Annotated in this window: 31 protein-coding genes and 5 pseudogenes; 11 read left to right on the top strand and 25 right to left on the bottom strand. The window is 58.5% G+C overall.

Going from position 1 to position 24,290, the window contains the following annotated elements; all coding sequences use genetic code 11:
- Positions 1 to 41 precede the first annotated feature (41 nt).
- Entirely contained in the window at positions 42 to 647 is a 606-nt protein-coding gene (locus N7607_RS20630) for a DUF6088 family protein (RefSeq protein ID WP_223123190.1), read from the bottom strand.
- Positions 648 to 732: 85 nt separating this feature from the next.
- Entirely contained in the window at positions 733 to 1,170 is a 438-nt protein-coding gene (locus N7607_RS20635) for a hypothetical protein (RefSeq protein ID WP_187805765.1), read from the bottom strand.
- A gap of 83 nt (positions 1,171 to 1,253) precedes the next feature.
- On the opposite strand from N7607_RS20635, the gene N7607_RS20640 reads away from it, so the two are divergent.
- A complete protein-coding gene (locus tag N7607_RS20640) occupies positions 1,254 to 1,544 on the top strand; it encodes a helix-turn-helix transcriptional regulator (RefSeq protein WP_187805764.1) in 291 nt (96 codons plus the stop codon).
- Between the two features lie 10 nt (positions 1,545 to 1,554).
- Positions 1,555 to 1,788 carry an AbrB/MazE/SpoVT family DNA-binding domain-containing protein gene (locus N7607_RS20645; RefSeq protein WP_187805763.1) on the top strand — a complete coding sequence of 78 codons (234 nt, stop codon included), beginning with the start codon at positions 1,555 to 1,557 and terminating at the stop codon, positions 1,786 to 1,788.
- Positions 1,789 to 1,903: 115 nt separating this feature from the next.
- Here N7607_RS20645 and N7607_RS23095 read toward each other — a convergent pair whose 3' ends face one another.
- The 7 genes from N7607_RS23095 to merT form a co-directional block, all read right to left on the bottom strand.
- A complete protein-coding gene (locus N7607_RS23095; RefSeq protein ID WP_262410568.1) occupies positions 1,904 to 2,161 on the bottom strand; it encodes a BPSL0761 family protein in 258 nt (85 codons plus the stop codon).
- 80 nt (positions 2,162 to 2,241) lie between these two features.
- Positions 2,242 to 3,390 carry a Y-family DNA polymerase gene (locus N7607_RS20650; RefSeq protein WP_279869032.1) on the bottom strand — a complete coding sequence of 383 codons (1,149 nt, stop codon included), beginning with the start codon at positions 3,388 to 3,390 and terminating at the stop codon, positions 2,242 to 2,244.
- Between the two features lie 371 nt (positions 3,391 to 3,761).
- Positions 3,762 to 4,178 (bottom strand): hypothetical protein, encoded by a 417-nt coding sequence (locus tag N7607_RS20655; protein ID WP_008567175.1) that lies wholly within the window; start codon positions 4,176 to 4,178, stop codon positions 3,762 to 3,764.
- Between the two features lie 18 nt (positions 4,179 to 4,196).
- Complete coding sequence (gene merA, locus N7607_RS20660) at positions 4,197 to 5,879, bottom strand: mercury(II) reductase (RefSeq protein ID WP_008567178.1); 1,683 nt, start codon at positions 5,877 to 5,879, stop codon at positions 4,197 to 4,199.
- Positions 5,880 to 5,911: 32 nt separating this feature from the next.
- Positions 5,912 to 6,346 (bottom strand): organomercurial transporter MerC, encoded by a 435-nt coding sequence (merC, locus tag N7607_RS20665; protein ID WP_008567179.1) that lies wholly within the window; start codon positions 6,344 to 6,346, stop codon positions 5,912 to 5,914.
- A 12-nt stretch (positions 6,347 to 6,358) separates the two neighbouring features.
- A complete protein-coding gene (gene merP, locus N7607_RS20670; RefSeq protein ID WP_008567180.1) occupies positions 6,359 to 6,634 on the bottom strand; it encodes a mercury resistance system periplasmic binding protein MerP in 276 nt (91 codons plus the stop codon).
- 13 nt (positions 6,635 to 6,647) lie between these two features.
- Entirely contained in the window at positions 6,648 to 6,998 is a 351-nt protein-coding gene (gene merT / locus N7607_RS20675; protein ID WP_008567181.1) for a mercuric ion transporter MerT, read from the bottom strand.
- A gap of 71 nt (positions 6,999 to 7,069) precedes the next feature.
- Here merT and merR point away from each other — a divergent pair, with 71 nt between their 5' ends.
- Entirely contained in the window at positions 7,070 to 7,480 is a 411-nt protein-coding gene (gene merR / locus N7607_RS20680) for an Hg(II)-responsive transcriptional regulator (protein ID WP_008567182.1), read from the top strand.
- Between the two features lie 142 nt (positions 7,481 to 7,622).
- Here merR and N7607_RS20685 read toward each other — a convergent pair whose 3' ends face one another.
- Entirely contained in the window at positions 7,623 to 7,805 is a 183-nt protein-coding gene (locus N7607_RS20685) for a hypothetical protein (RefSeq protein WP_008567184.1), read from the bottom strand.
- A gap of 48 nt (positions 7,806 to 7,853) precedes the next feature.
- On the opposite strand from N7607_RS20685, the pseudogene N7607_RS20690 reads away from it, so the two are divergent.
- Positions 7,854 to 8,026, top strand: a pseudogene (locus tag N7607_RS20690) (DUF4113 domain-containing protein); the annotation flags it as partial.
- A 276-nt stretch (positions 8,027 to 8,302) separates the two neighbouring features.
- Here N7607_RS20690 and N7607_RS20695 read toward each other — a convergent pair.
- The 5 genes from N7607_RS20695 to cadR form a co-directional block, all read right to left on the bottom strand.
- Positions 8,303 to 9,172, bottom strand: a complete 870-nt coding sequence (locus N7607_RS20695) for a sterol desaturase family protein (protein WP_107320917.1) — start codon at positions 9,170 to 9,172, stop codon at positions 8,303 to 8,305.
- A gap of 68 nt (positions 9,173 to 9,240) precedes the next feature.
- The gene (locus N7607_RS20700; protein ID WP_107320918.1) at positions 9,241 to 9,987 is read right to left on the bottom strand and encodes a helix-turn-helix domain-containing protein; all 747 of its coding nucleotides are present in this window, start codon (positions 9,985 to 9,987) and stop codon (positions 9,241 to 9,243) included.
- Entirely contained in the window at positions 9,984 to 10,496 is a 513-nt protein-coding gene (gene lspA / locus N7607_RS20705; protein WP_107320919.1) for a signal peptidase II, read from the bottom strand. Before lspA ends, N7607_RS20700 begins: the two co-directional genes overlap by 4 nt.
- The gene (locus tag N7607_RS20710; protein WP_107320934.1) at positions 10,493 to 10,840 is read right to left on the bottom strand and encodes a DUF3703 domain-containing protein; all 348 of its coding nucleotides are present in this window, start codon (positions 10,838 to 10,840) and stop codon (positions 10,493 to 10,495) included. Before N7607_RS20710 ends, lspA begins: the two co-directional genes overlap by 4 nt.
- Positions 10,841 to 11,150: 310 nt before the next feature.
- Complete coding sequence (gene cadR, locus N7607_RS20715; RefSeq protein WP_107320920.1) at positions 11,151 to 11,564, bottom strand: Cd(II)/Pb(II)-responsive transcriptional regulator; 414 nt, start codon at positions 11,562 to 11,564, stop codon at positions 11,151 to 11,153.
- A 100-nt stretch (positions 11,565 to 11,664) separates the two neighbouring features.
- On the opposite strand from cadR, the gene N7607_RS20720 reads away from it, so the two are divergent.
- Entirely contained in the window at positions 11,665 to 12,558 is an 894-nt protein-coding gene (locus N7607_RS20720) for a cation diffusion facilitator family transporter (RefSeq protein WP_181263714.1), read from the top strand.
- Positions 12,559 to 12,567: 9 nt separating this feature from the next.
- Positions 12,568 to 12,810: pseudogene (locus tag N7607_RS20725) on the top strand (cointegrate resolution protein T); the annotation flags it as partial.
- Positions 12,811 to 12,881: 71 nt separating this feature from the next.
- Here N7607_RS20725 and N7607_RS20730 read toward each other — a convergent pair.
- The 7 genes and pseudogenes from N7607_RS20730 to N7607_RS20760 all read right to left on the bottom strand — a co-directional run bounded on the left by N7607_RS20730 (position 12,882) and on the right by N7607_RS20760 (position 17,051).
- Entirely contained in the window at positions 12,882 to 13,853 is a 972-nt protein-coding gene (locus tag N7607_RS20730; RefSeq protein ID WP_195883223.1) for an AAA family ATPase, read from the bottom strand.
- Positions 13,843 to 14,337: pseudogene (locus N7607_RS20735) on the bottom strand (IS481 family transposase); the annotation flags it as partial. The pseudogene N7607_RS20735 and the gene N7607_RS20730, both read right to left, overlap by 11 nt.
- A gap of 16 nt (positions 14,338 to 14,353) precedes the next feature.
- Positions 14,354 to 15,474, bottom strand: a protein-coding gene (locus tag N7607_RS20740; protein WP_279868613.1) for an IS3 family transposase whose coding sequence is annotated in 2 segments (ribosomal slippage) — positions 14,354 to 15,216 and positions 15,216 to 15,474 — 1,122 coding nt in all. Because the reading frame shifts where the segments join, the coding sequence is not laid out codon by codon here.
- Between the two features lie 66 nt (positions 15,475 to 15,540).
- A pseudogene (locus N7607_RS20745) lies at positions 15,541 to 16,074 on the bottom strand (site-specific integrase); the annotation flags it as partial.
- Positions 16,075 to 16,192: 118 nt separating this feature from the next.
- Positions 16,193 to 16,312, bottom strand: a pseudogene (locus N7607_RS20750) (RulB protein); the annotation flags it as partial.
- Positions 16,309 to 16,764: a S24 family peptidase gene (locus tag N7607_RS20755; protein ID WP_279868610.1), complete on the bottom strand. Its 456-nt coding sequence runs from the start codon at positions 16,762 to 16,764 to the stop codon at positions 16,309 to 16,311. The gene N7607_RS20755 and the pseudogene N7607_RS20750, both read right to left, overlap by 4 nt.
- Before the next feature lie 80 nt (positions 16,765 to 16,844).
- Entirely contained in the window at positions 16,845 to 17,051 is a 207-nt protein-coding gene (locus tag N7607_RS20760) for a carbon storage regulator (protein ID WP_171016322.1), read from the bottom strand.
- Between the two features lie 101 nt (positions 17,052 to 17,152).
- Between N7607_RS20760 and N7607_RS20765 the strand changes: the two genes are divergently transcribed.
- Positions 17,153 to 17,662, top strand: a complete 510-nt coding sequence (locus N7607_RS20765) for a hypothetical protein (protein ID WP_187805761.1) — start codon at positions 17,153 to 17,155, stop codon at positions 17,660 to 17,662.
- Here the strand turns inward: N7607_RS20765 and N7607_RS20770 are convergent.
- Together N7607_RS20770 and N7607_RS20775 are read right to left on the bottom strand one after the other, a co-directional pair.
- On the bottom strand, positions 17,637 to 18,026 hold the full coding sequence (locus tag N7607_RS20770; RefSeq protein WP_187805760.1) for an antitoxin Xre/MbcA/ParS toxin-binding domain-containing protein: 390 nt from the start codon (positions 18,024 to 18,026) through the stop codon (positions 17,637 to 17,639). The genes N7607_RS20765 and N7607_RS20770 overlap by 26 nt on opposite strands.
- Before the next feature lie 32 nt (positions 18,027 to 18,058).
- On the bottom strand, positions 18,059 to 18,799 hold the full coding sequence (locus N7607_RS20775; protein ID WP_187805759.1) for a hypothetical protein: 741 nt from the start codon (positions 18,797 to 18,799) through the stop codon (positions 18,059 to 18,061).
- Between the two features lie 247 nt (positions 18,800 to 19,046).
- Between N7607_RS20775 and N7607_RS20780 the strand changes: the two genes are divergently transcribed.
- From N7607_RS20780 to N7607_RS20795, 4 genes are all read left to right on the top strand, one after another.
- Positions 19,047 to 20,222 (top strand): SAVED domain-containing protein, encoded by a 1,176-nt coding sequence (locus tag N7607_RS20780; protein WP_187805758.1) that lies wholly within the window; start codon positions 19,047 to 19,049, stop codon positions 20,220 to 20,222.
- The gene (locus N7607_RS20785; RefSeq protein ID WP_279868607.1) at positions 20,222 to 21,475 is read left to right on the top strand and encodes a nucleotidyltransferase; all 1,254 of its coding nucleotides are present in this window, start codon (positions 20,222 to 20,224) and stop codon (positions 21,473 to 21,475) included. The genes N7607_RS20780 and N7607_RS20785 overlap by 1 nt, the downstream gene beginning before the upstream one ends.
- Positions 21,476 to 21,767: 292 nt before the next feature.
- Positions 21,768 to 23,243 (top strand): ThiF family adenylyltransferase, encoded by a 1,476-nt coding sequence (locus tag N7607_RS20790; RefSeq protein WP_279868605.1) that lies wholly within the window; start codon positions 21,768 to 21,770, stop codon positions 23,241 to 23,243.
- Positions 23,240 to 23,731, top strand: a complete 492-nt coding sequence (locus tag N7607_RS20795; RefSeq protein ID WP_187805755.1) for a Mov34/MPN/PAD-1 family protein — start codon at positions 23,240 to 23,242, stop codon at positions 23,729 to 23,731. The genes N7607_RS20790 and N7607_RS20795 overlap by 4 nt, the downstream gene beginning before the upstream one ends.
- On the opposite strand, the gene N7607_RS20800 is transcribed toward N7607_RS20795, so the two are convergent.
- Complete coding sequence (locus tag N7607_RS20800; RefSeq protein ID WP_046163592.1) at positions 23,728 to 24,276, bottom strand: 3'-5' exonuclease; 549 nt, start codon at positions 24,274 to 24,276, stop codon at positions 23,728 to 23,730. The genes N7607_RS20795 and N7607_RS20800 overlap by 4 nt on opposite strands.
- Between the last annotated feature and the right edge of the window lie 14 nt (positions 24,277 to 24,290).

Here is a 24,290-nt window from a genome sequence, read left to right on the forward strand (position 1 = left end):
AAAGTCAGCGAAGTAGTCACATAGGGATGCGGCTCAACGGATCAAGCACGCTTCGACTGAGCACAGATTGCATCAGCCATCCAGCCAGGCATAGATCCTTGTGCTGACTCCAGAGCCTGCCATTCGCTCTCAGGCAACAAGGTGTGAAGCCTTGCCACAGCCTTCGTTGCACTGGGCTCGCCCATCCATTGCAGCGCTCGAATTGCATCCCCAGCCAGCGTCGCTCCAAGCGACATTAGCCACGCCGGTGCGCATCTGATTTCAACCCGATACGCACCAAACCGAAGCGTGCGAGCTTGGCCGTTGGTTAGGAAAATTTCGCGCAAAGGCATCTGAGTCGTCAGACCTAGCGCATTCGCTACATAACCCCCGTGCCGAACAATGACCTCGTTCGTGACAGCAGCTAGCGATTGGATGACCTTGTAGGGTCTTGGAGGAAGGAAGCCATGTGGGCCGTATTTTGTGGCTACTGGTACCACATACAATCCGCGCGACACCCTCATCAGGCGTCCACGGTGTACCAAGCGGGACAGACATCGCGATACTGCGGCACGGCTTCCTAAATTCAGAAATAGTTCTGGGGTAAGCACTTGGCCTTCTGGAAAGCGCTGACTAGCTTCCAGGATCAACTCGTGGAGTGGTTTCATACGGATTTACCGCTAACGTCTTGAAGCAAGCCTCCCGCGCAGTACCTATTGAGAGCCAAATCTCTCGGCGATGGCCATTCGCACCTCAGGCCGAACCCATTGAAGAGCTGTAAACCTGATGCTTCGCCGCGTCCAACGCATGCCGGCATTCTCTCTGAGAATACGTATTGCCTGAAGCTGTCGTGAAGTCGTAACCCAAGACTCGCTCGTCCTGGTCATAGACCCTTACCAGCTCTGTCAGCCTCTCCATCGTCCAATCAGCGGATCCATTCAGGCGTGCAGGCAGCACAACCTGGATCGCTTCGATCAGCGTCCCAGCTGTGCGCCTTTTCAGCATGTCCTCAAGCTCATCCTCTGATGGTATTAGAAGCATCGTTCTCCACGCTGCTGCCTTCTGGCGTCGGTTCACCATCACGTAGAACCAAGGGCGATGCTCCTCGAACTCGACGAATCGCCACATTTGGGTGTCCTCCCCAAGCAGCGGCGGATACGCGATTTCAGCGCGCCTGTACGTGATAAACATCAGCACATCCTCTTTTAAGCTATATATAGCATAGCCCCAGAGACGCTAAAAAGGCTTCATCGTTCCTTTTGCGAGACAGCAAAATGGAACTCAACGAAGCCCTTGGTCTGGTGATCAAGAATCTACGAAATTCGAGGGAACTACCTCAGGAAGGGTTGGGCCCCAGTCAGAGCTACATCAGCGCGATCGAGCGCGGTAAGTGGAAGCCATCCATCGAAAAGGTTGAACAGATTGCCGACGTTGTCGGCATTCACCCTTTGACGCTTCTGGTTCTGGCTTATCAAAGGCAAACACCTGGACTAAAGCCTGATGAGCTGCTGAAAAAGATCCAACGAGAAATTACGAGCCTGAAAGGCAGTTTGTCACTTGAGTAGGCATGTGCAGATGAAGTCGATGCAGGTGGTGATTGAGGACTGGGATGGCGACGGTGCTATCCGCATTCCCGATGAGGTACTTCAGGAGTTGGGTGTCGACGTCGGGGACAGCCTCTACCTCATCGAAGAATATATCGGCTCCACCCGCTGCCTTGTGCTCAGTAAGTCGCCGCAGATTCCCGAACGGATAGATGAGCTTGTGAACACGTGGGACGGCTCCGCCCCGAAGCATCCAGCGAAATAATCTGGTTTCGCGATCCCCTGCCAGCTATCCTATGCGCGCAGCCCAAGAGCTTCCTCTCCCGGGCGTTGTACCGGTGATGAAACTTGGTTCGAGGCGGCCCCTAAGGCCGCCTTTATCATTTCTGGCTGACAGAAGCCGGAACGAACTCTTTGAATGTGGAGCTGAAGACTGGCCCCATAGCGCCCAATGGCAAGGTCTCCGATTGCTCCTCTATCCTCCCGGCCAAGATCACGTCATCTCGCGAAGGGAAGTGGCGCAACAGAAACTTGGCATCGTTCCGTACCTTCTCGGGCACGCCGCTATCTCGAGACAAGTTGACGAGGAAATCTCGGGTCTGTACCACCGCGCGTGAGCGCTCATCAGGCATTGTCATTTCAATTCCCCAGAAAGCCGGATGCAGTCAGTCTCACCCAACCAGGTCATGATCGCCAGCACCTCGGCTGAAGAGTGGATTCATCCCCGCACCCCAATCAGCTCATCCCAGCAGGTCGTATAACGCTGACTCAGCATGTCGCGTCGCATGGCCCACTTCGGTTTCTTCGGCACTCGGCCAAAACGCACAGCGCCCCGCCCTTCCCGCTCGTTGATGCTGTCGATCACTGTCATCAGTTTTTCGGCACCTGGGCGCGGGGTCGGTGTGAATAGATCTGCAGTCACCTCTCCGCGCTGACTCAGATCCATCAGCAGGATGGAGCACTTCGAGAACGGAAATCCTGGGCGATAGATCTGGCCCAAGCCACGCTGGGCCAGCGCGAGAATCTCACGGGTATCGTCAGTGGGCGCCGGCAGCGCCAGGGTGATGGCATTGGCATAACGAGGACATTTGAGGTCCGCCAGCTGGGTCTGCAGGCCAACCTGGATAGTGCTGCACAGCGACTGCTGCTTTCGCAGCTTCTCCGCTGCACGAGTGACATACGAGGTTAGCGCCTCACGGATTGGCGGCAGCTCCGTTTGGCGGGTTCCAAACATCTTGCTCGAGCAGATGGCTTGCTTGGGTGGAGGCCCCTGGTGGAAACCGATGCAACTGACGCCACGCAGCTCACGCGCCGTACGCTCCATGGTCACGCCAAAAGTCTTTCGCAGCGTACCGACATCGAACTGCGCCAAATCCCAGGCAGTAGAAATGTTCAACGCGGCCAGCTTCGCCGCGGAGCGGTGGCCAACGCCCCACACCTCACTCACCGGCGCGAGACGCAGCAGTTTTTCCTGGCGAACCGGATCGGTTAGATCGAGCACACCGCCGGTACCCCTCCACTTTTTCGCGGCCCAATTGGCCAGCTTCGCCAACGTCTTGGTAGTGCCGATGCCTACCCCCACAGGCATGCCTATATCGCGCGCCAGGCGCTGGCGAATGCTCCACGCAAGTCCCTCCAGGTCCTCGACGCCCGTCATGTCTCCCCAGGCCTCGTCGATGGAATACACCTCGATGCCGGGCAGCATGTCAGCCATCACTCGCATGACGCGGTTGCTGATGTCGGCATAGAGCGTGTAGTTGCTGGACCGGACAGCGACACCATGTTCACGTATCAGCTTGCGGACGTCATGAAACGGCGCCCCCATAGGTATGCCCAGAGCCTTGGCCTCCGAAGTGCGAGCAATCACGCATCCATCGTTGTATCTGAATGACGCTAACAGTTAGTAGTGCATAACATATTGATATTTAACGATATTGTTACGCTAACAATTTTTCGTCCTTCGCAGCCTAAATCAGGGCTTTTCAGTCCGACCCACCCCCATGCGGCCAACTAGCTGCCCGCCTCGAATGTCGTGTCCCTGGGGCCGCGAGGCCCCAAAAAACTTTGAATGAACTTCATGAGCGTGCACATCTGTTGTCGGCTGGAGTCGTTCGGTTGTTCGGAAGAGCAGGCGAAACCGAAAAGCACACGGAGTCCTCGCATAACGTCCTTGGCTCGCAGCACTATTACGGAGACCGAAGCGTTCCCGGCCAATCAGGGCTGCTGAGAGGGCCTACATCACCGACACTCCCGGCCTTCTCCGCACCCTGGAGCGCCAAGGTACTTTCGGCCGGCCAGGCGCTCGGGCAGCCAGATGAGCAAGGGTGCCGCCCCCAGTGCCAGCAATAGCCACAGTCTGGAGAACTGCTCGCCATGCGGGTCGAAGCCATAAGCCAGCAGCCCGCCGAGCGCGAGCAACAGGAAGTACGGCGCCGTGAGGTAGCAGTGAAGTCGGCGGCAGCGTGCGGCATTGACCAGGCAGGCGCCACCCATCACCGCCAGCGCGGCGCTTGCGGCCAGGAATAGCGTGGGGTGTCGATCTGCCAGAAGAATGGTTAGCGTCGCGACAACGGCAGGCAGCCCCCAGAAGCTGATCACCTGCCATGTCTGGCGCAGGCTGTCACCCCTGCCGAGTTCATTAGTCTTAATGTTCATGTTTGCACCTCGCATTCTTTACCCGGCGCAGCAGGACAATTGCTTCACGTCCTTACTGAAGGTTTGCGCCGCGAGCTTCAGGCCCTCGACCATGGTCAGGTAGGGGAACAATTGGTCGGCTAGTTCCTGCACCGTCATCCGGGCGCGGATGGCGAGGGCGGCCGTCTGAATCAGCTCGCCCGCTTCCGGGGTCACTGCCTGCACGCCCAGCAGTCGGCCCGAGCCCGTTTCGGCGACCAGCTTGATGAACCCCCGTGTGTCAAAGTTCGCCAGAGCGCGCGGCACGTTGTCCAGGGTCAAGGTGCGGCTGTCGGTTTCGAGGCCGGCTTGGTGCGCTTCCGCTTCGCTGAAGCCGACGGTGGCCACCTGCGGATCGGTGAACACCACGGCCGGCATGGTGTCGAGATTGAGCATTGCCTCGCCGCCGGTCATGTTGATCGCCGCGCGATTGCCGGCCGCCGCCGCGACATAGACGAACTGCGGCTGGTTGGTGCAGTCGCCGGCCGCATAAATATCCGCTTTGCTGCTGCGCATGCCCTGGTCGATCTGGATGGCACCGCGTTCATCCAGCTGCACGCCGGCCGCTTCCAGGTTCAGGCCGTGGGTGTTGGGCGTGCGTCCGGTGGCGACGAGCAGTTGGTCGACCCGCACTTCACCGTGCTTGGTGGTCAGCACGAACTCGCCGTTGGCATGGGCCACCTGGCTGGCTTGCGTCTGTTCCAGCACTTCGATGCCCTCCAGGCGGAAGGCCGCCGTCAGCGCTGCGCCGATGGCCGGATCTTCACGGAAGAACAGCGAGTTGCGCGCCAGGATGGTGACGCGGCTACCCAGCCGGGCAAAGGCTTGCGCCAGCTCCAAGGCCACCACGGATGAGCCGATCACGGCGAGCCGTTGCGGAATACTGCTGCTTGCCAGCGCCTTTTCCGAGTTCCAAAAGGGGGTATCTTGCAGTCCGGGAATCGGCGGCACGGCCGCACTGGCGCCGGTGGCAATCAGGCAGCGGTCGAAGGTCACGATGCGCTCGCCCCCCTCGACCAGTTCCACACTGAGCGTGTGGCTGTCCTGGAAGCGGGCGGAGCCACGCAGCACGGTGATGGCTGGGGTGCTTTCCAGAATGCCTTCGTACTTGGCGTGGCGCAGTTCGTCGACACGACCCTGTTGCTGGGCGAGCAACCGTTCGCGCAAGACAAGCGGCGGCGTGGCGGGCAGTCCGCCATCAAACGGACTTTCGCGGCGCAGATGGGCCACGTGCGCGGCGCGAATCATGATCTTGGAGGGCACGCAGCCGACGTTGACGCAGGTGCCGCCGATGATGCCGCGCTCGATCAGGGTGACGCGGGCCCCCCTTTCTACCGCCTTGAGCGCGGCCGCCATGGCGGCGCCACCACTGCCGATAACCGCCACGTGAAGCCTGTCACCCTCTTTCCCGGCGTCAGTGCCACCGCTCAGCCAGCCCCGTGCCTTATCGAGCAGGCCGGGACGGGTAGGTAGCGTGATGTCTTCGAACGCCGCTCGATACCCCAGGGCCTCGACGGCGGCCTGCATTTGTTCACGGCTTACGGCCTCGTCGACCTTCAATTCGGCCCTCCCACTGGCGTAGGAAACATCCGCCCGATGCACGCCCGGAATCTTCTCCAAGGCCTCTTTCACATGCACGACACAGGATGCGCAGGTCATGCCAATGATTTTCAGTTCGGTCATAACGTTACTCATTGAATCGTCTCTTGTGAGGTTCACTGGTTTGGCGGCGTCGGACAGGACGCCGGGGAGCAACGGCGGTGCGCGGGCGACACGAAGTCCCAGATGGACACCCCAAACATGACGGCCAGGCCGATATAGAGCAGCCAGCCGCTCCGCCAGCCGTGAGCCAGCATCAAAAACACCGCTACCAGCACCAGGGCCGGGCCGATCAGGCCAGGCGCAGCGCGTCGCCACTGCCGGTGACTGAACCAGCCGAGGGCATTGACGAGCAGAGCCACGCCGGCAAACAACGGCAACAGCGTGGTGATGAACAGGCCTTCCCATTGGCTCAAAAAGCCCAGTCCGATCGTGGCGCCCAGGCTGGCAAGGGCGGGAAAGCACGAGGCGCAACCTATGGCGGAAACCAGCACGCCGACGGAACCGGCTTTGTCACCGATCCGTGTGAACAGATTGAAAGAATTTGCCATCGGAATGCCCGCCTATTGCTTGACGCTGGACGGGTAGCCGGCGTCCTCTGTCGCCTTGGTCAGCGCCTGCGCACTGGTCTTGGCATCGTCGAAGGTGACGATGGCTTCGCGCTTCTCATAACTCACCTCGGCCTTGGTCACGCCCTCGACCTTGGTCAGCGCTTTCTTCACCGTGATTGGGCAAGCGGCGCAGGTCATGCCCGGCACCGACAGGGTGATGATTTGGGAGGCGGCCCACACTGGGGAAACCACGGCAATGAGGGCGAGAGCGGCAAGCAGCTTTTTCATGACCAACTCCTGATTAGTAGAACAAGGGGAGGATGTAGGGGAAAGCGAGCGCGACCAGCACCAAGGCCGTCACGACCCAAAAAACGAGCTTGTAGATGGTGCTTACCTGGGGATCAGCGCAGACCTCACCGGGTATGCAGACTTGAGCCGGGCGGAAAATGCGCCGGTAAGCGAAGAACAGCGCAACCAGTGCCGCGCCAATGAAGAACGGGCGGTAAGGTTCCAGAACGGTGAGGCTGCCGATCCAGGCACCGCTGAAGCCCAAGGCGATCAGCACCAGCGGCCCCAGGCAGCACGTGGACGCGAGGATTGCCGCCAGACCTCCAGTGAGGAGTGCACCGCGCCCATTTCGCGATTCAGACATACGTTCATCCTTCCGAGTGGTTGATCGATGGGTTAAGGTTATTTCCGTAGTTAGGTACGGGGTCAAGCGGCATGCACAACGCGGTGGAAAGCCTGACCATCGGCGCCTTTGCCAAGGCAGCCGGGGTTAACGTGGAAACCATTCGGTTCTATCAACGCAAGGGGCTGTTACCCGAACCGGACAAGCCCTACGGCAGCATTCGCCGCTATGGCGAGGCGGATGTCGCACGGGTGAGATTCGTGAAGTCCGCGCAACGGCTGGGCTTTAGCCTTGATGAAGTGGCCGGACTGTTGCGACTGGACGACGGCGCGCACTGCGACGAAGCGCGTGTGCTCGCCGAGCAGAAGCTTGAGGATGTGCGTGAGAAACTCGCGGATCTTCAGCGGATCGAGTCGGTCTTGGCGCAGCTGGTTGATGACTGTTGCGCGAGCCAAGGGACAGTGAGCTGTCCGCTGATCGTTTCGCTGCAAGCGAGCAAGTGACCGCCCGCACTTCGCGCGTTAGCCCACGATTTCCCGTTTGTCAGGGCTCTCTGTTTGTCGGTCTGAAGGTGGAAAGAGCGGCGCTCATTGAGCGCCGCTGACTGGGCAAAGGAGCACTTGCAAAGGCCCTAGGTTGGTACTGCTATTTGCCCTTGTGCATCAGTGGGGCGGGCCCACGTTGCATCTGGTCGAGTAGCACATATCTACCTTGCAGGCGGACAGCCGGGCTGCGCTTCGCTTCGCCACGGCCTGCCGCCGTGGCGCCCAGTTGTTCAATCTTCTTGACGGTTTCCGCCACTAGGATTGCGTCAGCCTTGTCGCGCATGGAGACAATCTGCTCGGTCGCTCTCGTGACATCGTGATCGCCGCCGTACAGCCCGTCGCCTCTGAGAAGGTCATGCAGGTGATGGATCGGATCAATTCCAAGTGGGGTCGAGGCACGCTCCGCCTGGGCGGGGTGCCGGTGACTCCTGACTGGGGATGTGTCGGGAAATGCTCGGCCCAAGCTATACCACACGGTTAGATCAGCTCTGGACAGTGAGGTGAGGCACACCCCAGCGCTGCTAGGAAGCCGGCTTACTGCTCAGAAGAACCACCTTACCAGTGGCTACGTGTAACGGCTCGCATTTGAAAACAACCGGGCTCGCAATTAACGCGATTCCCGGCTCAGATTAACTGCAACTGACGAAGCCCTCGGGCTCACATTAACTGCGAGCGAGCTTGCATTCAGCCGCTTCGGCTCGCATTCAATCTCAATGGGCTCACGCTTTCTGCAACTAACCAGAGCAATCCAGAGACATCGTGCCACTGCAAGAGAACCCGCTAGCCTTTGCTTCTACGATCTAGCCCAAAGGGTTCGGCGAACTGCCCAAGGTAGCCTTTGGGGTAGTCCTTTTCATGCAACCCGACCTCGGCCTCCCCTAGCTTCCCCGCACTGTCGAAGAAGGTGCCGAACAGTCGATCCCAGACCATCAGAAACTCACCAAAGTTGACCTGGGCATCTTCAAAGTCGCGCTTGTGATGCCAGCGATGAATTTCAGCAACCCCGATCAAATGACGCAGCCATCCAAGCCGGTAGTCCAGGTTCGAATGTTGGAAAGCCAAGTGCACGGTCAGAATGCCAAACCAGGTGGCGACTACGGCAGACGGGGCGCCTAATGCGAGCAGAATCACCAGCCCCGGGCCGGCCATGAGCGCCGCGTGCAGGGGATGGCGTCGCTCCCCGTTCACCCAATACAACCGCTCGGCGCTGTGATGAATCATATGAAAACGCCACAACCATTGCACTCGGTGACTAATTCGATGCATGGCGTACAGGCCCAGATCGAGCACGGCAGCGACCAGTAGCAACTGGAGCCACAGCGGACTCTCGATCGGAAAGAGACGAACCGAAGCCGGCACCGCATCGCCAAGTTTGGCCAGGATTTCCGCGGTGAATTGAATGACGGAAAGGTTCACCAGCATGTGCAGCAGATCTGTCGCGGTGTCTTGATGATCCTCAAGCCAGGCTTCGCGAAAAGGTTGGATGCGCTCCAAGCCAGCGATGCTCAACAGTCCTATCGCGGCGGCTATGGGAGTGGTGGGCCAATACGGTACGCCGGCATACAGCGCCCAGATCATGAAGGCGGCAGCGCCACCAAACACGAGTGGATAGCTCACCCACCGTATGACAAATCGAAGAAAGGTCGACATCGTTCAGCTCCCTGTGATGGAGCCATGACTCTATTCGGAGATTCCAGCTTTCGACTTGAACGAAAGAGCTAGGATTCCTGGAGATCGACTTCAGCCAGGGCAGATGATGGATCGATGCCCAGCAGCGTCCGGAATGTTCGGGAGAAATGCGCCGAGTCAGAAAAGCCCGCCTCATGCGCCGCTTCGGTCAGCCGCCCCCCTTTGGCCAGGTGCTGTAGGGCTTGCGTGAGACGTAACCATTTCGCATAGCTGCGAAGCGGCAGACCTGTCTGTTCCACGAACCAATGGGAAAACCGTGTGGGTGATAAATGCACCAGTGCGGCCATTTCTTCGCGTCTCATTTGGCCTCTACGCAGCGCTTCAATCACCTTGGTCAAGCGAGGATCTGAGATCGGTGGGTCGGGTAGCCGCAGCGCCTGGCGCACCCCAGCCTTCAGCTGTACAGCACTGTGTCCTGTCTCGCGCAGCGCGCCGATAATCGCCGCTACATCCGCCGGCGTGATCTCAATCACCCTCGCTTCTTCGGTACCCCGCAAAGCACGAGCTTCCTCGGACAGCGCATCCACATAGATCGACAGAACTCGACCGGCGCTCAGCCGGTGTTTCAAGCCTGCCGGAATGAAGATGGCTGCCCCTGAATGAATACCCAGCGGGGTTTCGACCGCTACGGTTGAATCGAGGCCCACTGAGATCTGATGCGCCTGATGGTGGTGCCAGCCTTGGTGACCGGCACGCCCATGAAAGACTCCGATACCGGGTCCGACCCATGCATGGCCTACCCAGCGCACTGTGTCCGTCGAAGGCGAGCTTTTCATTCTCTGGCTCGGTCCACTTCCGCTTTTGGGTTCAGCAAACTGCTCAGGATCAACATGGCGGCGCCACCGACGATACCGATATCCGCCAGGTTAAACGCCGGCCAATGCCAGGACTGCCAGTAGAAATCCAGGTAGTCGATCACATGACCACGGAATGCGCGGTCAATCAGATTCCCAACTGCACCGCCCAGTATGAGGCTATAGCCCAGCGCTTCGCTCTTGGGCCTGGGCTTACGCAGGATCAGCGCGAGCACTATCGAAATGATGACGGCCAGGGCGATGAAGACGTATCGCTGCCAACCGCCCGCGTCAGCCAGGAAGCTGAACGCAGCGCCGGTATTCCAGAAATGAACCAGATTGAAGAACGTGGCCATAGGAGTCACGGAGCCGACCGGGAGCGAACCCTCAATTGTGCTCTTGAACACCTGGTCGGCTAACGCAATTGCTAGCGATAACGACCACCAAAGCCAAGGAGCGCCGAAAAGTGACCTTTCAGGAGAAGAGCTCATCGCGACTCTCCTTGAAGAAGTCGCTGCAACTCCTGGGAGACGGGCATCGGCGCGAAAGCACTAACCCTGGCCCGCCCGGTGTTTCCGAGTGGCACCCAGATCCAGGAGAACAGCAGTGCCGCAATGATCCGAGGCACTTGGCCGAGCACCTCCCGATAGTCGCGCAACTGCCAGCCAGCCCTCAGCATCAGCCAATGGCTCCGAGCGTGAAGGACTGGCATTCGCTGGCTCAATATGTGGGCCCGCTCCAACCAGGGAAAGGTTCCGGCTTCATCCTTTTCTCGGAGGGCCTGCTTTGCTCGTGAGAAGGCTTCATCAATGGCAATGCGGAGGGCTGTATTCATCTGGATCTCACTTGCGCAGCGGTCGAAGGCCATTCAGGACAACCAGCAAGCTGACGCCCATAGACGCGCAGCCGCATGGGGACGGGCCGGCTTGCTGCAAGGCGCAAGTCCCAGAGGAAGTAGTGGGCTTAGGGTCATCGCCACAGCAACTGGACATGAAATACTCCTTGGTCAGATGTGCCAAGTGAACACCCTGTAGTCGCAATAGGGTCAAGCGCTATGGATTGAGGCGATGCAAAAAAAGAATTTAAGCCGTGAATAGGAAAGAGGTCTGCCGCTTGATCCTCGATCAAAAGCAGGGTCTTCGACCTCAGGATTGAAGAAGTGGAGTGCCGCCCTCCACCAGACCCGAAAGTATTCCGCAGTCCAGGCTTTGTCGTTCGTCATCGCAGCAGCCCCGCAACGTCACCAACTGGTTTTCGAGGGCATGTAAGGATGCGATCTGAGCCCTTACCTGGGCGATATGTCTATCAAGGAGCGTATTGATCGCCGTGCATGGTTGCTGCGGCTGCTCCTGAAAGCCCTGTAAAACACCAATTTCTTCCAGTGACATGCCAAAAGAGCGGCATCGGCGAATGAACAGCAGTTTCTCCACATGATCCGCTTCGTAGGCTCGGTAGCCATTGTCCTGACGGTTAGGAGGTGGGAGCAGTCCCTGACGTTCATAAAAACGAATCGTCTGAATGTCCGCCCCCGTCAGCTTTGCAAGTTGGCCTATGCGCATGGCCTTCTCCTGAGTGAAAACTCAGTATATCCATGCTTGACCCTATACCTGCTATATGGTTTTTAATCGACAAAATAAAGCCCGATAGGAGAAGCGAATCATGAGTTCTTGTGAGAAGTCCTGTGGCTGTGGCCCAGTTTCGGCAACCACAGAAGCGGCAACCGCGCCTTCGAATGAAGGAACATGGGTCAGCAGTTTTTCTGTACCCAAGATGGATTGCCCTTCAGAAGAACGAATGATTCGGCTCGCACTGAATGGCTTGCCTGAGCTCAATTCGTTGTCCTTTGATTTGACCAGCAGACAGGTACGCGCTTTCCATGACGGGGCGGTTGACCAGATCGCTACCAAGCTGGAGTCACTTGGCCTGGGTGCAGCGTTGCTGGGTACTGAGCCGGCCAGTCAGGAAGCAGCCTCGGCCAATAGTGCCAATGAAGAGCTGACTGCTTCGAAAGAGGCAAGCACGCTGAAGATCCTGCTCGGTATCAATGCCGCGATGTTTGTCATCGAGATGGGTGCAGGTTTGATCGCCCAGTCGACTGGCCTGGTTGCCGACTCGTTGGACATGTTTGCTGATGCTGCCGTCTATGGGCTGGCTCTCTATGCGGTCGGCCGGAGTGCACGGCTTCAAGTTCGGGCTGCCCACCTGGCGGGGGTCTTTCAGATCGTGTTGGCTCTGGGCGTGCTCGTGGAAGTGGCTAGACGCGTCCTCTACGGCAGCGAACCTGAGTCGATGCTGATGATGGGGATTGGCGCAGTCGCACTAGTCGCAAACGTCAGCTGTCTCTTGATGATCTATGGCCACCGCGAAGGTGGTGCACACATGAAAGCGAGTTGGATTTTTTCAGCCAATGATGTGCTCGCGAACATTGGTGTTATTGCAGCAGGTGCATTGGTTGCCTGGACAGGTTCTTCCTACCCAGATTTGGTGATTGGTACTGTCGTGGGCCTCATCGTACTGAACGGTGCGCGCCGAATACTGGCATTGAAAGCCTGACCAACCGGACACCGACATGCCCGTGATTCACTTGAGCACTACCGACGTACAAGCAAGGATCAGCGTGAGCAGGAGCAGCGCCGGCACGAAGCGCAGGTGCTGCAGCTGGAGGCTCACCAGCTACAGCAGACGCTAATCGTTAAACAAGACGAACTGACCCGGTTGAACCGCGACAATGAGCGCCTGCTCACCGAGGCCCGACTACTGCTGAAGGAACAGGCCACTCAGCAGGATCGGTTGGAGCGACAGACTGGCGAACTTGCAGTGCAGCGTCGAAGTTGGCTATTTTTGCCCAACCCCGAAAACGTGAAATTAGCCAGTGATCAGATCGGCAGCCCCGCCGCCAGCATCTTGTCACGCAGCTCGGCAGCGCGCGCGGGGTCAAGCGCGTTACTGAGCAGCGCCTTGATCTCGGTAGGCCTGGCGTCGAACTGCTCCACCAGATCCTTGATGCGGTAGCCGTGGCGCGTCAGGGTCGGTTCCAGGTCATCCAGTTGGCGCGACAGCACCGATTCCACCAGCTCCGCCGAAACGGGCTTCTCGCCGGTCAGGTAGCCCGCTTCCAGTGCCAAACTGATGTGCAGTTGGATTTGCAGTGGTGTGCGCAGCTTGGTGGCGAGCAGGTCTATGGCGTCTTCACTCAGGATCGACTCGGGTTCGACCTTCCCTTTAGTGCAGGTTTCCAGCAACCAATGAATGTATTCGCGCTGACTGCCGGCGATGCCGTCGAGCGAGAAGATGTCGGTGCGGTAGCCGATTTCCTCCATCGTCGGCCGGCGCAGGTCGTTACGCAGCTTGGGATGCCCGGCCAGTACCACCGACAGTCGGCCGTCGCCATCCTCTACCAGCTCCATCAAACGTTTGAGACCAGTCAGCGTATGGCCGTTGAGGTCATGTGCCTCATCAACGAACAGGGCCACCGGGCGCTTATTCTTCCTCACCAGCTCGCGCAGGTCACGCTCACGTTTTTCGCCCTGGGTCGGGATGCGTACCTGCTTCTCGGTGGAAAGGTCGTAGAAGAGCGCGGCGATGAAGGTGGCCAGTTTGATGCTGTGTTTCTCGATCGCCAGCGACTTGGATACCGTGATCTTCTTTTCCTCTTCCATCGCCTGCTGAAGCCGGCGCAGCATCACGGTCTTGCCGCTGCCAATGACGCCGCAGAGCGCGATCAGCCGACCTTCGAAGATCGCCGCCTTGATATCCTTGATCAGTTGCTGGTGGTGGGCGGTCTCAAAGTACCCGGCCTGGTTCAGTGGCAACGTCAGTCCGTAGTGCTGCATCACTTCAACCCGCATGTTCTTCTCCTGTTTTCTTATGGCGGAAGTAGCCCCGCACGCGCTCCAACACGATGCGTCGTGTCAGGGTTTCGCTCAGCACCTGGTGGATGAATGCCTGATCCTCGGGCGAGAGCTTGGCTAACGGCTGAGCCAAGTCATCGGCAACGGCGAGCTTAGCCGCGATCACGCTGGGAAACCGGTACTCGTGTGCCGCTGGGTCGAATGGTTGGCGCGGCAGTTCCACCGCTGTCGCGGACGGCGCCAGTCGCACATTGTCACCAGCCAGTGCGGCAATCGGCAGGCCGAGCTGGTCAGCCAGCGAACGGATGCGCTCGGCCCGCTCATACACCTTGCCACGCTTGAAGGCACGGTAGCGATGCAGCGGAATCGGCCCAGAGACCGGGTAGTAAGGCCCGAAGCGCTCACAGTCGAATTCGGCATAGAGTTCGTCGTCGAACAAGCCCCAGAGCAACACCACGGTTTCGCCCGCCATGTCCGGCTCCGACGTCTCCCCGTCTTCAGTAGCAGCTGGCCTTAGAGTCCTGAGTCAATGTAACGGCTTTCGAGGCCAGTTGCTCGGCATAGGCCGATGGCGTTAACCCACCAAGCCCTTTCTTCGGTCTCTCTTCGTTGTATTCCCTGCGCCAGGACTCAATCACTACCTTGGCGTGCGGTAGGCTGGTGAACCAGTGCTCGTTTAGGCATTCATCACGAAAGCGCCCGTTAAACGATTCGATGTAGGCGTTCTGATTGGGCTTTCCTGGCTCAATCAGGAACAGCTGCACACCTCGCTGATGAGCCCAGGTCAGCATGGCCCGACCACAGAACTCCTTGCCATTGTCCGTGCGGATGGCTTTGGGCAGACCGCGTGACATGGCCAGACGATCTAGGATGCGCGTCAACGAGTGCCCGCCAATCGCTCGTTCCGGCACGATGGCGACAGCCTCATGGGTGGCATCATCCACCACGGTCAGGCTCTTGATGACACGCCCTTCAGCCGTGCGATCAAACACGAAGTCCATCGACCAGACCTGATTGGCTGCCCGTGGACGCCCCAGCGGCTGTCGATCTGCAATCGGGATCTTCTTGCGCTTACGCCTTTTCACCTGCAAGCGGGCCTCGGCATACAGACGCTCCACCCGCTTGTGGTTGATCACCTCGCCAGCCTGGCGCAGCTTCAAATAGATCATCGCGGCGCCATAGCGGCGATGCCGATGTGCCAGGGCCACAATGCGCTCGCGCAGGCTCTGGTTGCGATCCGGCCTCGGTTGGTAGCGCAGCGCACTGGCGCTCATGCGGATTACCTGAAGCGCCCGGCGCTCACTCAAGCCGCGGGCCGTCATGTGGCGCACCAGCTCGCGACGGGAGGGTGCGCTCACCACTTTTTTCGCAAAGCCTCGCGGGTGACCTCGATTTCCAGCATCGACTCAGCGAGCATTTTCTTCAGCCGGGCGTTTTCGCTTTCCAGCGCCTTCAGGCGCTTGGCATCCGACACGCTCATCCCGCCAAACTTGCTACGCCAGAGGTAGTAACTGGCCTCTGAAAAGCCGTGCCGACGACACAGCTCCTTGATCGGCAGTCCGGCCTCGGCTTCGCGCAGAAAGCCAATGATTTGCTCTTCAGTGAAACGCTTCTTCATGTCCAATCTCCTGGTTACTGGGATTGGACTCTAAAGCTGAGCGCTACTCAATTCGGGGGAGACGTCGACCTTAGCCTGATCTTTGGTCAGGAATTTGGTCAATCGCTTACGCTCTCGCACCATCACTGAGGGCTTCGTACTCTCGGCGTTAGGACGAGCTACGTGACTGAGGAAGCCGGAATGCGGAGTCGCTCTGACCCTTCGCTCGCCAAAGGGCAGCGCTGCGATCAGATCACGCTGCTTGGCCCATTGGTAGAACCTCACAATTAGGTTCAGTCGCTTGTTCAGAGTGCTGGGATCTAGTTCCAACTCACCGCTCGACCAGTCTCTATACCGCGACAGGACGCTCAGGCCATCTGCCTGACTCTCCTCATTCCAGGCCAGACCATTGGCCTCGAGGAAGGCGAAGTAGTCGAACAGACGGCGTCCATAGGCCTCCCACGTCAGAGCACTGAGTGCCTCACCTGACTCGACTAGCGTGTGCCAAAGGAAAGATTGCGCCGGCTCCACTGGCCAACCGTCGGCGCCAACCAACAGAGGGAAACCTTCGAATGATCGACCCGCTACAGCAAGGTCTTTTGTTGCGAACACCAGCCTCATTTCACAGCCTTAAACACCATCCAGATGACTCCCCTTCAGAGGCTGGAATGTAATTTCTCAGGCTTCTATCAAGGTGGTGCGGACTGTAATTCATTTACTAACGGAAGCAATCCCTCAGATCGTTGTTCGACAGCACCACGACGGGCCGGCGCTTGAGCTGCGGTTGGCAGATGCGCTCACAGCTGCAGTAGAAAGAATTGCAATCGACCAACGCGAACACGCGTGTGGAGGTACTCACTCAGCCACCTTGCTGAGTATGAAGCGCACCACTCCCCACACCTCGATAGGCACCTCACCATCTAATTGCACATCTTGAATATGCGACTCGGCAGCCCGCAACCAGCGGCCGCCAAACATATCCTTCACGACCCAGCGCACCTGGTAGCCCTCGCTGCCCAAGTCGACGATCACCAGGCGGTCATCCACATGGCCCGCTGCACGGTTAATGACCAGCCTGTCACCTTGGAAGATGCCGAACCCCACCAGGCTCATATCCAACACTCGCACCGGCCACATGTGAGGGGCGCCGAGATCGGTCAGGAGATCTAGCGAAAGCCCCCTCTCCTTTTCATCGTCGGCGGGCGATTGAAAGCCAGTAATGCGGAGGCCTGCGGCCACATCGGTAAGCAGGCGCTCGCGGATTAGCTCGCTGCGGGCGAGTATCGAGAGAGATGACATCGGAACATCCATCAAATACTGTATATGCAAACAGTATTTGCGAAGGCTCAGGAGTGGTCAATCGGAGAGTGATTTCCACCGACAGGAGGCACTCAGACGTCGAGCAACTCTTCACGGTAGATGCCTACCTGCTTGGGGGCTTCGATGCCCACGCGAACAGCCCCTTGCCCTCTGGTGTCGATGCGGATCGTTATCCCGTCGCGCAGTAGCTGCTTTAACAGCTTGTCGGCGTCGACGCCGGGGTCGATGGTCAAACGGATGTTCTCGCCATCGCGGCGAGTGAGGCTCAGGTAGCCCATGCGAAAGTCCTTTTCGATTGAGGGAATGTGCGTCCTGCACGGGCAGTCTAGAACATGGTTAGCAAGGCGTTTGAGCAGCGGCCCACAATGGAGGATCGACTATGTGCGGTGGTGTAGAGGCCCGCGAGGCAGACAAGGTCTGGAATATCTACTTCCCGAACCCCAAGGCAGCGATACCGGTGCTGTTCGAGGACAGTAGTCAGCTCGAATGGATTCATTGGGGGCGGCGGCAGGACGAACCGGGGACAGGACCTGAAGGCGGCTGGGCTCGATTCCACACCGTACAGGCCGGCGGCTGGAGGAAGTATCGGCCTCGCCGCGGCTTTGGGATGGTGCAGCGCTTTATGGAGAAGGAAGGAAAGCCAGGAGAGAAGAACCGCCCTTCGCACTGGTTCGACGTCCAAGAAGGCTGCGCCCTAGAGTGCTTGGTGATTGGCGAAGGTGATGAACGCCGTGTTTACGTGGTGACCACGGACCCGCCGGCGGAGTACGCCTGGATCCATGCTAGGTGGCCGCTGGTGACTCCACTGGATGTAGAGTTCCGCCGCCAAGGCCCGCTTGAAGATGACCTGATCGGCGATTCAGTCAGGCCGGCAGACCGTGCTCGATAGCGAGCAACACCTGGCGTGCAGCCCGCCCACCGGCCTCGCTGCTCAGCAGGGAGACGGGCTGCAGGTTTCCTAACGCGATATTGGGTGACGTGAGCCAGCGAGTCGCTGCGGCGTGATCTGCCTCCAGCACGTTGATCAGCACGTCGGCCAGGCCCGCGAGTCGGCAAAACGCATCGCCCTCAGCGGGCGTCATGAGGGAGGCCTCTGGAGCCTTTCCGATCCAGGCTGCTACGGTGCCCGAATCAACACCCAGCATCTCACCCAGACGAGCGGTTAGCTCAGCGGGGAGCCCCGTCATGATCGCTAGGTGCAGATGGTAATGGCTCTGGGGCAGTCCAATTTGCTCAATAAGCTTCTTCATCATGACAACCCTCTGGTTGAGGTCCGACGGCTCAGTTATCTGCCGTGCCGGGGCCTCCGCTGCCTGCGAATGCCTGATGAGCAGAAACTCGCCAGGGAATGGCCATCTTGGATCATTACCCTGTCGAAGGTGTTGAAGACTCCCTCCGTCTGGAATATGCGGTCAAGGGCAGCGTCCGCCAATTCAACTCGACGGCCAGGCTCATTCCAGTTGTCATAGATAAGCAACCAATTCTTGTCGAATCGGACGTAACCATCTGCTTTCTTCAACTTCTGCGACACGAAGTATGCCATCGCTTCGGCCCAGCTCTCGGCGCCATTGCCACACCATGGCTCACCGGGTTGATTGTCCCGTATCAATTGGCGCTGGGCTTTGGCTGTGAGCTTGTCCTCGCCCACGCCTGCCCTGCGCGGAAAGAAGATGGCGATATCGTCACCAGGTGTTCGCCACAAATGCGGTTCTGTCTCGCGCAACCGATCCATGCTGGCGTTGTTGCTGGAAACGGCCTCAGTGATTTCGATCCCAATCGTTAAGTTTGCGCACTGAAGTTGAATATCTGGACGGTCCGAGTGAACCACCTTGATCGGCTGCATCTGTTTGGGGCAGTCAGTCCGAAGCATCCAGATGATTGAGTAGATCTCGGTATGGTCCGTAGACCTTCCTTCAGAGCGAAGCGGAACGTCAGTCACTATCCTACCCAGTTGGCGCTTGCGCTTGCGTCGGTCGGGGGCAAGCTCAAGTAGAAGATAGGGTTTGTGGAGCACTGGATTTTTCATGCTGGGCTCCGTTCAGCCTCTTGGCGCTGTTAGTTTGTGCGAATTGCTACTACGGCTCTAAGAAGCGTGGGATCGACTAACTCCCGGTTCTCAATAGCTACCTCCGGGCGAAGCTCAACCCCTCTGAGCGCGAGAGAATCATATTTTAGCCGCTTCGCTTCCCTCCCCTTGAAATCCGATTTAGCGACCTCACTTGATCTCAAAGAGCCAGTACGCATCAGCGATGCAGATGCCTTGAGGAGGCCTAGTGGGAAAACAAGAAAAAGCCAATGCTGCCACCGGTCGCTATGACACCGACGACGTGACGAAGCGTGTCGTGTGGACTCAGGCTGCAGGCCATTGTGAGCTGTGCGGCACCGACCTCATGTACGACTACCGTGCAGGTAAGCCCATGAAATGGGGCGAGGTAGCCCACATCCTGCCGGCTAGCCCTAAGGGGCCAAGGGGGCGAGATGATCATGATGAAGCTAAGGCTGAGTCGCTCACCAACAATACCGCTAACCTCATGCTGCTCTGCCCTGGCTGCCATGACAAAATCGATCGCGATGCTGATGGATATCCGGAAAGCGATCTTAGCGGCCTGCACCAGGCTTATCTGGAGCGAGTCCGGCTTGCGGCAACCACGCCTGACGGCGGCAGAGCCATTCCGGTGATTGTGCAGAGCCAGCATTTCGCGACGATCAACGACATCCCTGTTCGTGATCTGTTGGTTGCGATGTCCGCAGAGGGACTAACTGCATTCGATCATGCCATCAAGATCACTTTTCCGGCCCCGAGTCATCGTGGCAGGGATGCCCACTACTGGCAGAGCATCCAGGACAGCGTTCAGCACGAGTTAGAGCAGCAGCTAAGGCGTCGTGGAGGAGCCTATGGGGACGCCCCTACGTTGGCCGTGGTGGGATTGGCAGATATTCCGGCGCTGATGATGCTGGGACAGTCCTTAGGCGATCGCTCCAAGCGCCTGCTCTTTTCATTCCACCGCGAGCATCAGCTGCGCTGGCCTGACCAGTCAGCTGAACCCCCGGAGTTTTTGTTCACTCCTCCAGCGGATGGGGATGGCCCGCTTGCACTGGTGCTGTCTATTTCCGCTCAGGTCGCGCTTCGCGACGTCGAAGAGGCACTGCCTGGCGCACGTATCGCAGAGTTAAGCATTCCAGAACCGAGTTACGCGATGGTTCAGAACCGTCGCGTGATTCACGCTTTTCGCGACGCCCTACAAATGCACTTGAGCCGACTTGAGGCCACGACGGCGGACACAATTCATGTGTTTGCGGCCATCCCAGCTGCGTTGGCAATTGAATTCGGTGCCTTGCTTACCACGCAACATCGGCACCCTTACCTGATTTTCGATCGAGACAAAGACAACCAAAACAGGTTCACGCCAACACTACAGTTGGGCCACCAGGCCCAGGAGGTCCGCTGATGTCCATGAGCAATGAACAGACCAAGCGCGGGAGCTGGGAACACTTTCTGCTCCGCGCAGCACGGGAGATCTCGCTGTCGGAAGCACAGTACGAGAAGATCAGCGATCGATACTCCCAGCTGCAGAAGATCCTTAATGCATCCAGCGATCCGCTACTGGCAGGAGCACATATTTTTCCTCAGGGCTCCATGCGCCTGAAAACGACGATCAAACCCGTTTCTGGTGCTCCCGAGGATCTGGACACCATCGATGCGGACGCCATCATTTGGCTTCCCCATGCCCAGGGGGCGGGCGCTCAAGCAATTCTGGGTGCTATCGAAGAGCGATTCAGAGCCGGCAGCCGCGTTCAGGAAGAAATCAAACCGCTGCGTCGCGGCATCCGGATCGTCTATGCCGACGAAAACCCCGGCTTCCATATTGATGTCACGCCAGCGCGTGCCATCAATGGGAACTCTCAGGGCAATGGCGAAGGTAAGCTGGAAGTGCCAGATCGGGAGACAGGATGGAAGGCGAGCAGCCCCATCCCCTACTCTAACTGGCTGCAGGTCGCTTCTACCCAGACGATATCCTTCGAGGAGCACCTGGCTGTCGCGAAAAGTCAGCGTGCCTTTGATGCCGCCACTCAGGATCCGTTGCCTCAATATGAGGAGTACCTCGATCAAGACCCACTTCGGGCGACGATCAAGCTGCTGAAGCGGCATCGGGATGAGTGGGCCATTCGGACCAAGAATGAGAGCTTCCGGCCTATTTCAGCAGTCATCACTACACTCGCCACTCATGCCTACCTGGACGTGGCGAAAGAGTCTCAGTCGAGACCGCTAAGGCCGCTGGACGCGATCCTCGAAATCGTCCGGAGGATGCCGGATCACGTCAAACACCGCGGGAACGAATGCTTGGTCTGCAACCCCGCCGACAGCGGTGAAAACTTCGCGGAGAAATGGAATAGACCGAGTGAAGGACATCGCTACCGCCGGGCGTTCCAAGACTGGCACTCGAATGCCAGCGCATCCGTGTCAATGGGGCTTGAGAGCTTCGAGTCCGCAGAGGCCTTTGCCAAGGCAGTTCAGGAAAACTTTGGCATTGGCCCTGCCTTCATCTCGGCAGTGAATGGCGAGATTCCGTCCAACTGGACGATGCCAGGCCGCCCGGACGGAACCACCCGAAACTTCGCGTCGATGGGCGCATTGTTTGGCGGTGTCAGCGGAACAGCGAACTCACAAGAGGATGTGAAGCCAGTTGGGCGTCTTGGTTGATCAGATGGAGACGCCTCTGCAGCGGGGGATAGCCGCGCTGCAAAGCGCTCTTGGCGAAGATGCCGCACTTGCACTGCTTCAGCCTGCAACCACACGAGCAGACGAAGCTGCGAGTTATTACTTTCCTTTGCCCGTCGACTATACGGGCACGGAGCGGCGGCTACGTATCAGCTTTCCGAGGAGTTTCCCCCGCGGCGGATTAAGGCTTACTGTCGAACCTTCGCCATGGCTTATATGGCCCCACGCCATGGAAGTCGGGCTCTGTCTGCATGGCTTCCAGGAGCGCCCAGTGATGGGCACCCCTGAATACGTGGTGTCGGATAGCCTAGCTCGGTTACACAAGATCGTGAGCTTGTCCCAAATGGGGTCATGCGTGGCTGCCCGGGATGCCGAATTTCGGCGCGAAATCACATCCTACTGGTCGAGGCAGCAGGGGCTGTCTCAACAGAACCTTATTCTTCTGGATCGCCCCCAAGCTGCCTCGAAGCTGTTTGCCCTAAGCGATCCTCGACAAGCGTTGCCGTCCGGCCAGGAAACAGTCTGGCTCGCAACAGATCTGTCATCGCTGAAAAGGCACTGCAGACGCACGATTGGCAGATCCCCCAGGATGCGTGCTCCCGAGACCCCAGGCTTCTACGCAAAGCTTCAGAGTTATCCGGACCTGCGCATTCCGGCCCCGGAGTTACTGCTCACATGGCTCATTCCACACCTTGCTCCTGGCGACAGCACGCAGCTGCTGGCTTGGTTCAATGAGCGTGGCTCGCTACCTAACCGCTGGATCGCTTTGGAGCTTCCGGGAGATGCCGGTGCTCCGATCTACTGCCTTAACGTTCGCGCGTACGGCCCACAGTTGGATCGAGGATCAAAGTTTTACCTGCGTTCAGCGCGGCGCCGGCCAGCAGTTGCAGTCAGCCATCCCCCAGTTCTGATCCGAGCAACGACCCTGGATGTGCTGGATCGGACAGAGATTTTGTCCCGTGACCTCAGCGGTATGGCGCAGAACCTGGAAGCGGCTCGCGTAGTTTGTGTTGGTGTGGGCTCGTTGGGTGGCACGGTTGCCCTACAGTTGGCGCGCTCGGGTGTTGGCCATCTGACACTCATTGACCCGGATTACTTGGTGTCGGCGAATCTCGGCAGGCATGTACTCGGGGCCGATGACCTAGGCCTGGCCAAGGCCGAAGCGCTTCAGGAGCGAATTCGCAAAGACCTACCTACCACGGAGGTCGCTGCGTTCGCAGACTTCGCTGAAGTGGTGATGTACCAGAATCCCGAGGTATTTGATAAAGCGGATCTGGTCGTAGTCACCACTGCGGATTGGCAGTCAGAGGTGGCTCTGTGGAGCTCCAAGTCGAATGGCACATCCTGGGGTCTACTCCAGGCCTGGAGCGAACCTCATACGCAGGTGGGGCATGTGCTCCTTGCCCCATCGGGTGCATTTGATGCTCGAGGCCTATTCACAGAAAACGGTGAATTTAGGCACAAGTTCACCGATTGGCCGGAAGGTGGCGTTGTCGCCCTTCCCGCCTGCGGAGAGAGTTTCATCCCAGGAGGTTCTCTGGGAATGGTGAACATTGCTTCAATGGTCTCTCAGGCCGCATTACGAGCATTGAGCGGCAGCACCGGAGCCCCGATCTGGGTCAGCAGCATCAATGGCCCCCACGACGTGGCGACGCTGGGAGGGCAGTATCTGGGTCCTGAACTACCTGCTGGCATGCAGCAGGCTCAGTTGGAGCGTGATTGGCCGGAGCATTTGGAGACAGCTCGATGACGGCAATCGCCTGGCAATGGAGCTGGCCCGGGGTGGACACGCATCTGTTGGTATCGCAGGACGTTGCGAACCTGTTGGAGCGCTATCGGCAGAGGCGCTTCGATGTGGAGCGTGGGGGACAGCTATTTGTCGACCCCGCAAGCGCTACCGGACTGGTACTTGCCTTGGCGACTCCCCCCCATCGAGATGACCGGGCTGGAAGAACTTGGCTGGAGTTGAATGCCCACCGCTGCCGAGATGAAATTGAACGAGCCAATGCTGCAGGGCTCCGACTGGTGGGGTACTGGCATACTCACCCGCAAAGCATTCCTATGATCTCCCCCACTGATGTCGGGAGTTTTTCCAGGTTTGCAGCGCGCTACACACAAGATCTGCCGCACCCGCTGGCAATCATCGTGGGCAACTCCGGCAGCCCTGAAGGCATAAAGGCTTGGTCCTTCAGGGAGGGGCGTTATGTAGAAGCTGCATGGGGTAGCTGGCCAGGTTAGCGGTTACACCCTTCTGCCAGCATTAGCGCAAAAAGCTCCGCTTGAAATCGTGCATCGTCCAACGCGTTATGGTTGGGTGCGCTTTGGGGGTTGAGCCGAGCTGTCATTTGCGAGGATTTAGTTTCCTTCCAGCGGCATCCGGTAACCCCCATGTAATACGCCTTCATGTCGAGTGCGGTGAACCCAAAGGGGTTCGCCCCAGAATACTTATGGAAGTAGTAGTTGATGAACGACCAGTCGAACGGGGCATTCAGCCCCACGAAAACGACTTTCTGATCTGCCGAACATAGCTGGTTCAACCATTGCTCCAGCTTGAGCATCGCCGTCTGTGGGGCTAGTCCTTCGTTTTCGAGCTTGGTGAGGTCAAGGCCAGTTACGGCGACAGCCTCCGGATCGTGCTGTAGGCCGTCTGGCTGGAGCTCGAGATAGATTGACTGAGCGGGCTCTGAGACGACGCAAGCGCCGATGGAAAGCAGGCTATAGATGCCCGGTACCGGCCCGGAAGTTTCTACGTCGACGGAAACATAAAGCTCATCGCTCACCATTTCACCCCTTTATT

It is taken from the genome of Pseudomonas sp. GD04019, from assembly GCF_029837695.1.
GTDB lineage: Bacteria > Pseudomonadota > Gammaproteobacteria > Pseudomonadales > Pseudomonadaceae > Aquipseudomonas.

Bases quoted from the DNA above. Each gene is read 5' to 3' on its own strand.
- N7607_RS20630 (WP_223123190.1), bottom strand. From the start codon at position 647: ATGAAACCACTCCACGAGTTGATCCTGGAAGCTAGTCAGCGCTTTCCA.
- N7607_RS20635 (WP_187805765.1), bottom strand. From the start codon at position 1,170: ATGTTTATCACGTACAGGCGCGCTGAAATCGCGTATCCGCCGCTGCTT.
- N7607_RS20640 (WP_187805764.1), top strand. From the start codon at position 1,254: ATGGAACTCAACGAAGCCCTTGGTCTGGTGATCAAGAATCTACGAAAT.
- N7607_RS20645 (WP_187805763.1), top strand. From the start codon at position 1,555: ATGAAGTCGATGCAGGTGGTGATTGAGGACTGGGATGGCGACGGTGCT.
- N7607_RS23095 (WP_262410568.1), bottom strand. From the start codon at position 2,161: ATGACAATGCCTGATGAGCGCTCACGCGCGGTGGTACAGACCCGAGAT.
- N7607_RS20655 (WP_008567175.1), bottom strand. From the start codon at position 4,178: ATGAACATTAAGACTAATGAACTCGGCAGGGGTGACAGCCTGCGCCAG.
- merA (WP_008567178.1), bottom strand. From the start codon at position 5,879: ATGACCGAACTGAAAATCATTGGCATGACCTGCGCATCCTGTGTCGTG.
- merC (WP_008567179.1), bottom strand. From the start codon at position 6,346: ATGGCAAATTCTTTCAATCTGTTCACACGGATCGGTGACAAAGCCGGT.
- merP (WP_008567180.1), bottom strand. From the start codon at position 6,634: ATGAAAAAGCTGCTTGCCGCTCTCGCCCTCATTGCCGTGGTTTCCCCA.
- merT (WP_008567181.1), bottom strand. From the start codon at position 6,998: ATGTCTGAATCGCGAAATGGGCGCGGTGCACTCCTCACTGGAGGTCTG.
- merR (WP_008567182.1), top strand. From the start codon at position 7,070: ATGCACAACGCGGTGGAAAGCCTGACCATCGGCGCCTTTGCCAAGGCA.
- N7607_RS20685 (WP_008567184.1), bottom strand. From the start codon at position 7,805: ATGCGCGACAAGGCTGACGCAATCCTAGTGGCGGAAACCGTCAAGAAG.
- N7607_RS20695 (WP_107320917.1), bottom strand. From the start codon at position 9,172: ATGTCGACCTTTCTTCGATTTGTCATACGGTGGGTGAGCTATCCACTC.
- N7607_RS20700 (WP_107320918.1), bottom strand. From the start codon at position 9,987: ATGAAAAGCTCGCCTTCGACGGACACAGTGCGCTGGGTAGGCCATGCA.
- lspA (WP_107320919.1), bottom strand. From the start codon at position 10,496: ATGAGCTCTTCTCCTGAAAGGTCACTTTTCGGCGCTCCTTGGCTTTGG.
- N7607_RS20710 (WP_107320934.1), bottom strand. From the start codon at position 10,840: ATGAATACAGCCCTCCGCATTGCCATTGATGAAGCCTTCTCACGAGCA.
- cadR (WP_107320920.1), bottom strand. From the start codon at position 11,564: ATGCGCATAGGCCAACTTGCAAAGCTGACGGGGGCGGACATTCAGACG.
- N7607_RS20720 (WP_181263714.1), top strand. From the start codon at position 11,665: ATGAGTTCTTGTGAGAAGTCCTGTGGCTGTGGCCCAGTTTCGGCAACC.
- N7607_RS20730 (WP_195883223.1), bottom strand. From the start codon at position 13,853: ATGCGGGTTGAAGTGATGCAGCACTACGGACTGACGTTGCCACTGAAC.
- N7607_RS20755 (WP_279868610.1), bottom strand. From the start codon at position 16,764: ATGGATGTTCCGATGTCATCTCTCTCGATACTCGCCCGCAGCGAGCTA.
- N7607_RS20760 (WP_171016322.1), bottom strand. From the start codon at position 17,051: ATGGGCTACCTGAGCCTCACTCGCCGCGATGGCGAGAACATCCGTTTG.
- N7607_RS20765 (WP_187805761.1), top strand. From the start codon at position 17,153: ATGTGCGGTGGTGTAGAGGCCCGCGAGGCAGACAAGGTCTGGAATATC.
- N7607_RS20770 (WP_187805760.1), bottom strand. From the start codon at position 18,026: ATGATGAAGAAGCTTATTGAGCAAATTGGACTGCCCCAGAGCCATTAC.
- N7607_RS20775 (WP_187805759.1), bottom strand. From the start codon at position 18,799: ATGAAAAATCCAGTGCTCCACAAACCCTATCTTCTACTTGAGCTTGCC.
- N7607_RS20785 (WP_279868607.1), top strand. From the start codon at position 20,222: ATGTCCATGAGCAATGAACAGACCAAGCGCGGGAGCTGGGAACACTTT.
- N7607_RS20790 (WP_279868605.1), top strand. From the start codon at position 21,768: ATGGGCACCCCTGAATACGTGGTGTCGGATAGCCTAGCTCGGTTACAC.
- N7607_RS20795 (WP_187805755.1), top strand. From the start codon at position 23,240: ATGACGGCAATCGCCTGGCAATGGAGCTGGCCCGGGGTGGACACGCAT.
- N7607_RS20800 (WP_046163592.1), bottom strand. From the start codon at position 24,276: ATGGTGAGCGATGAGCTTTATGTTTCCGTCGACGTAGAAACTTCCGGG.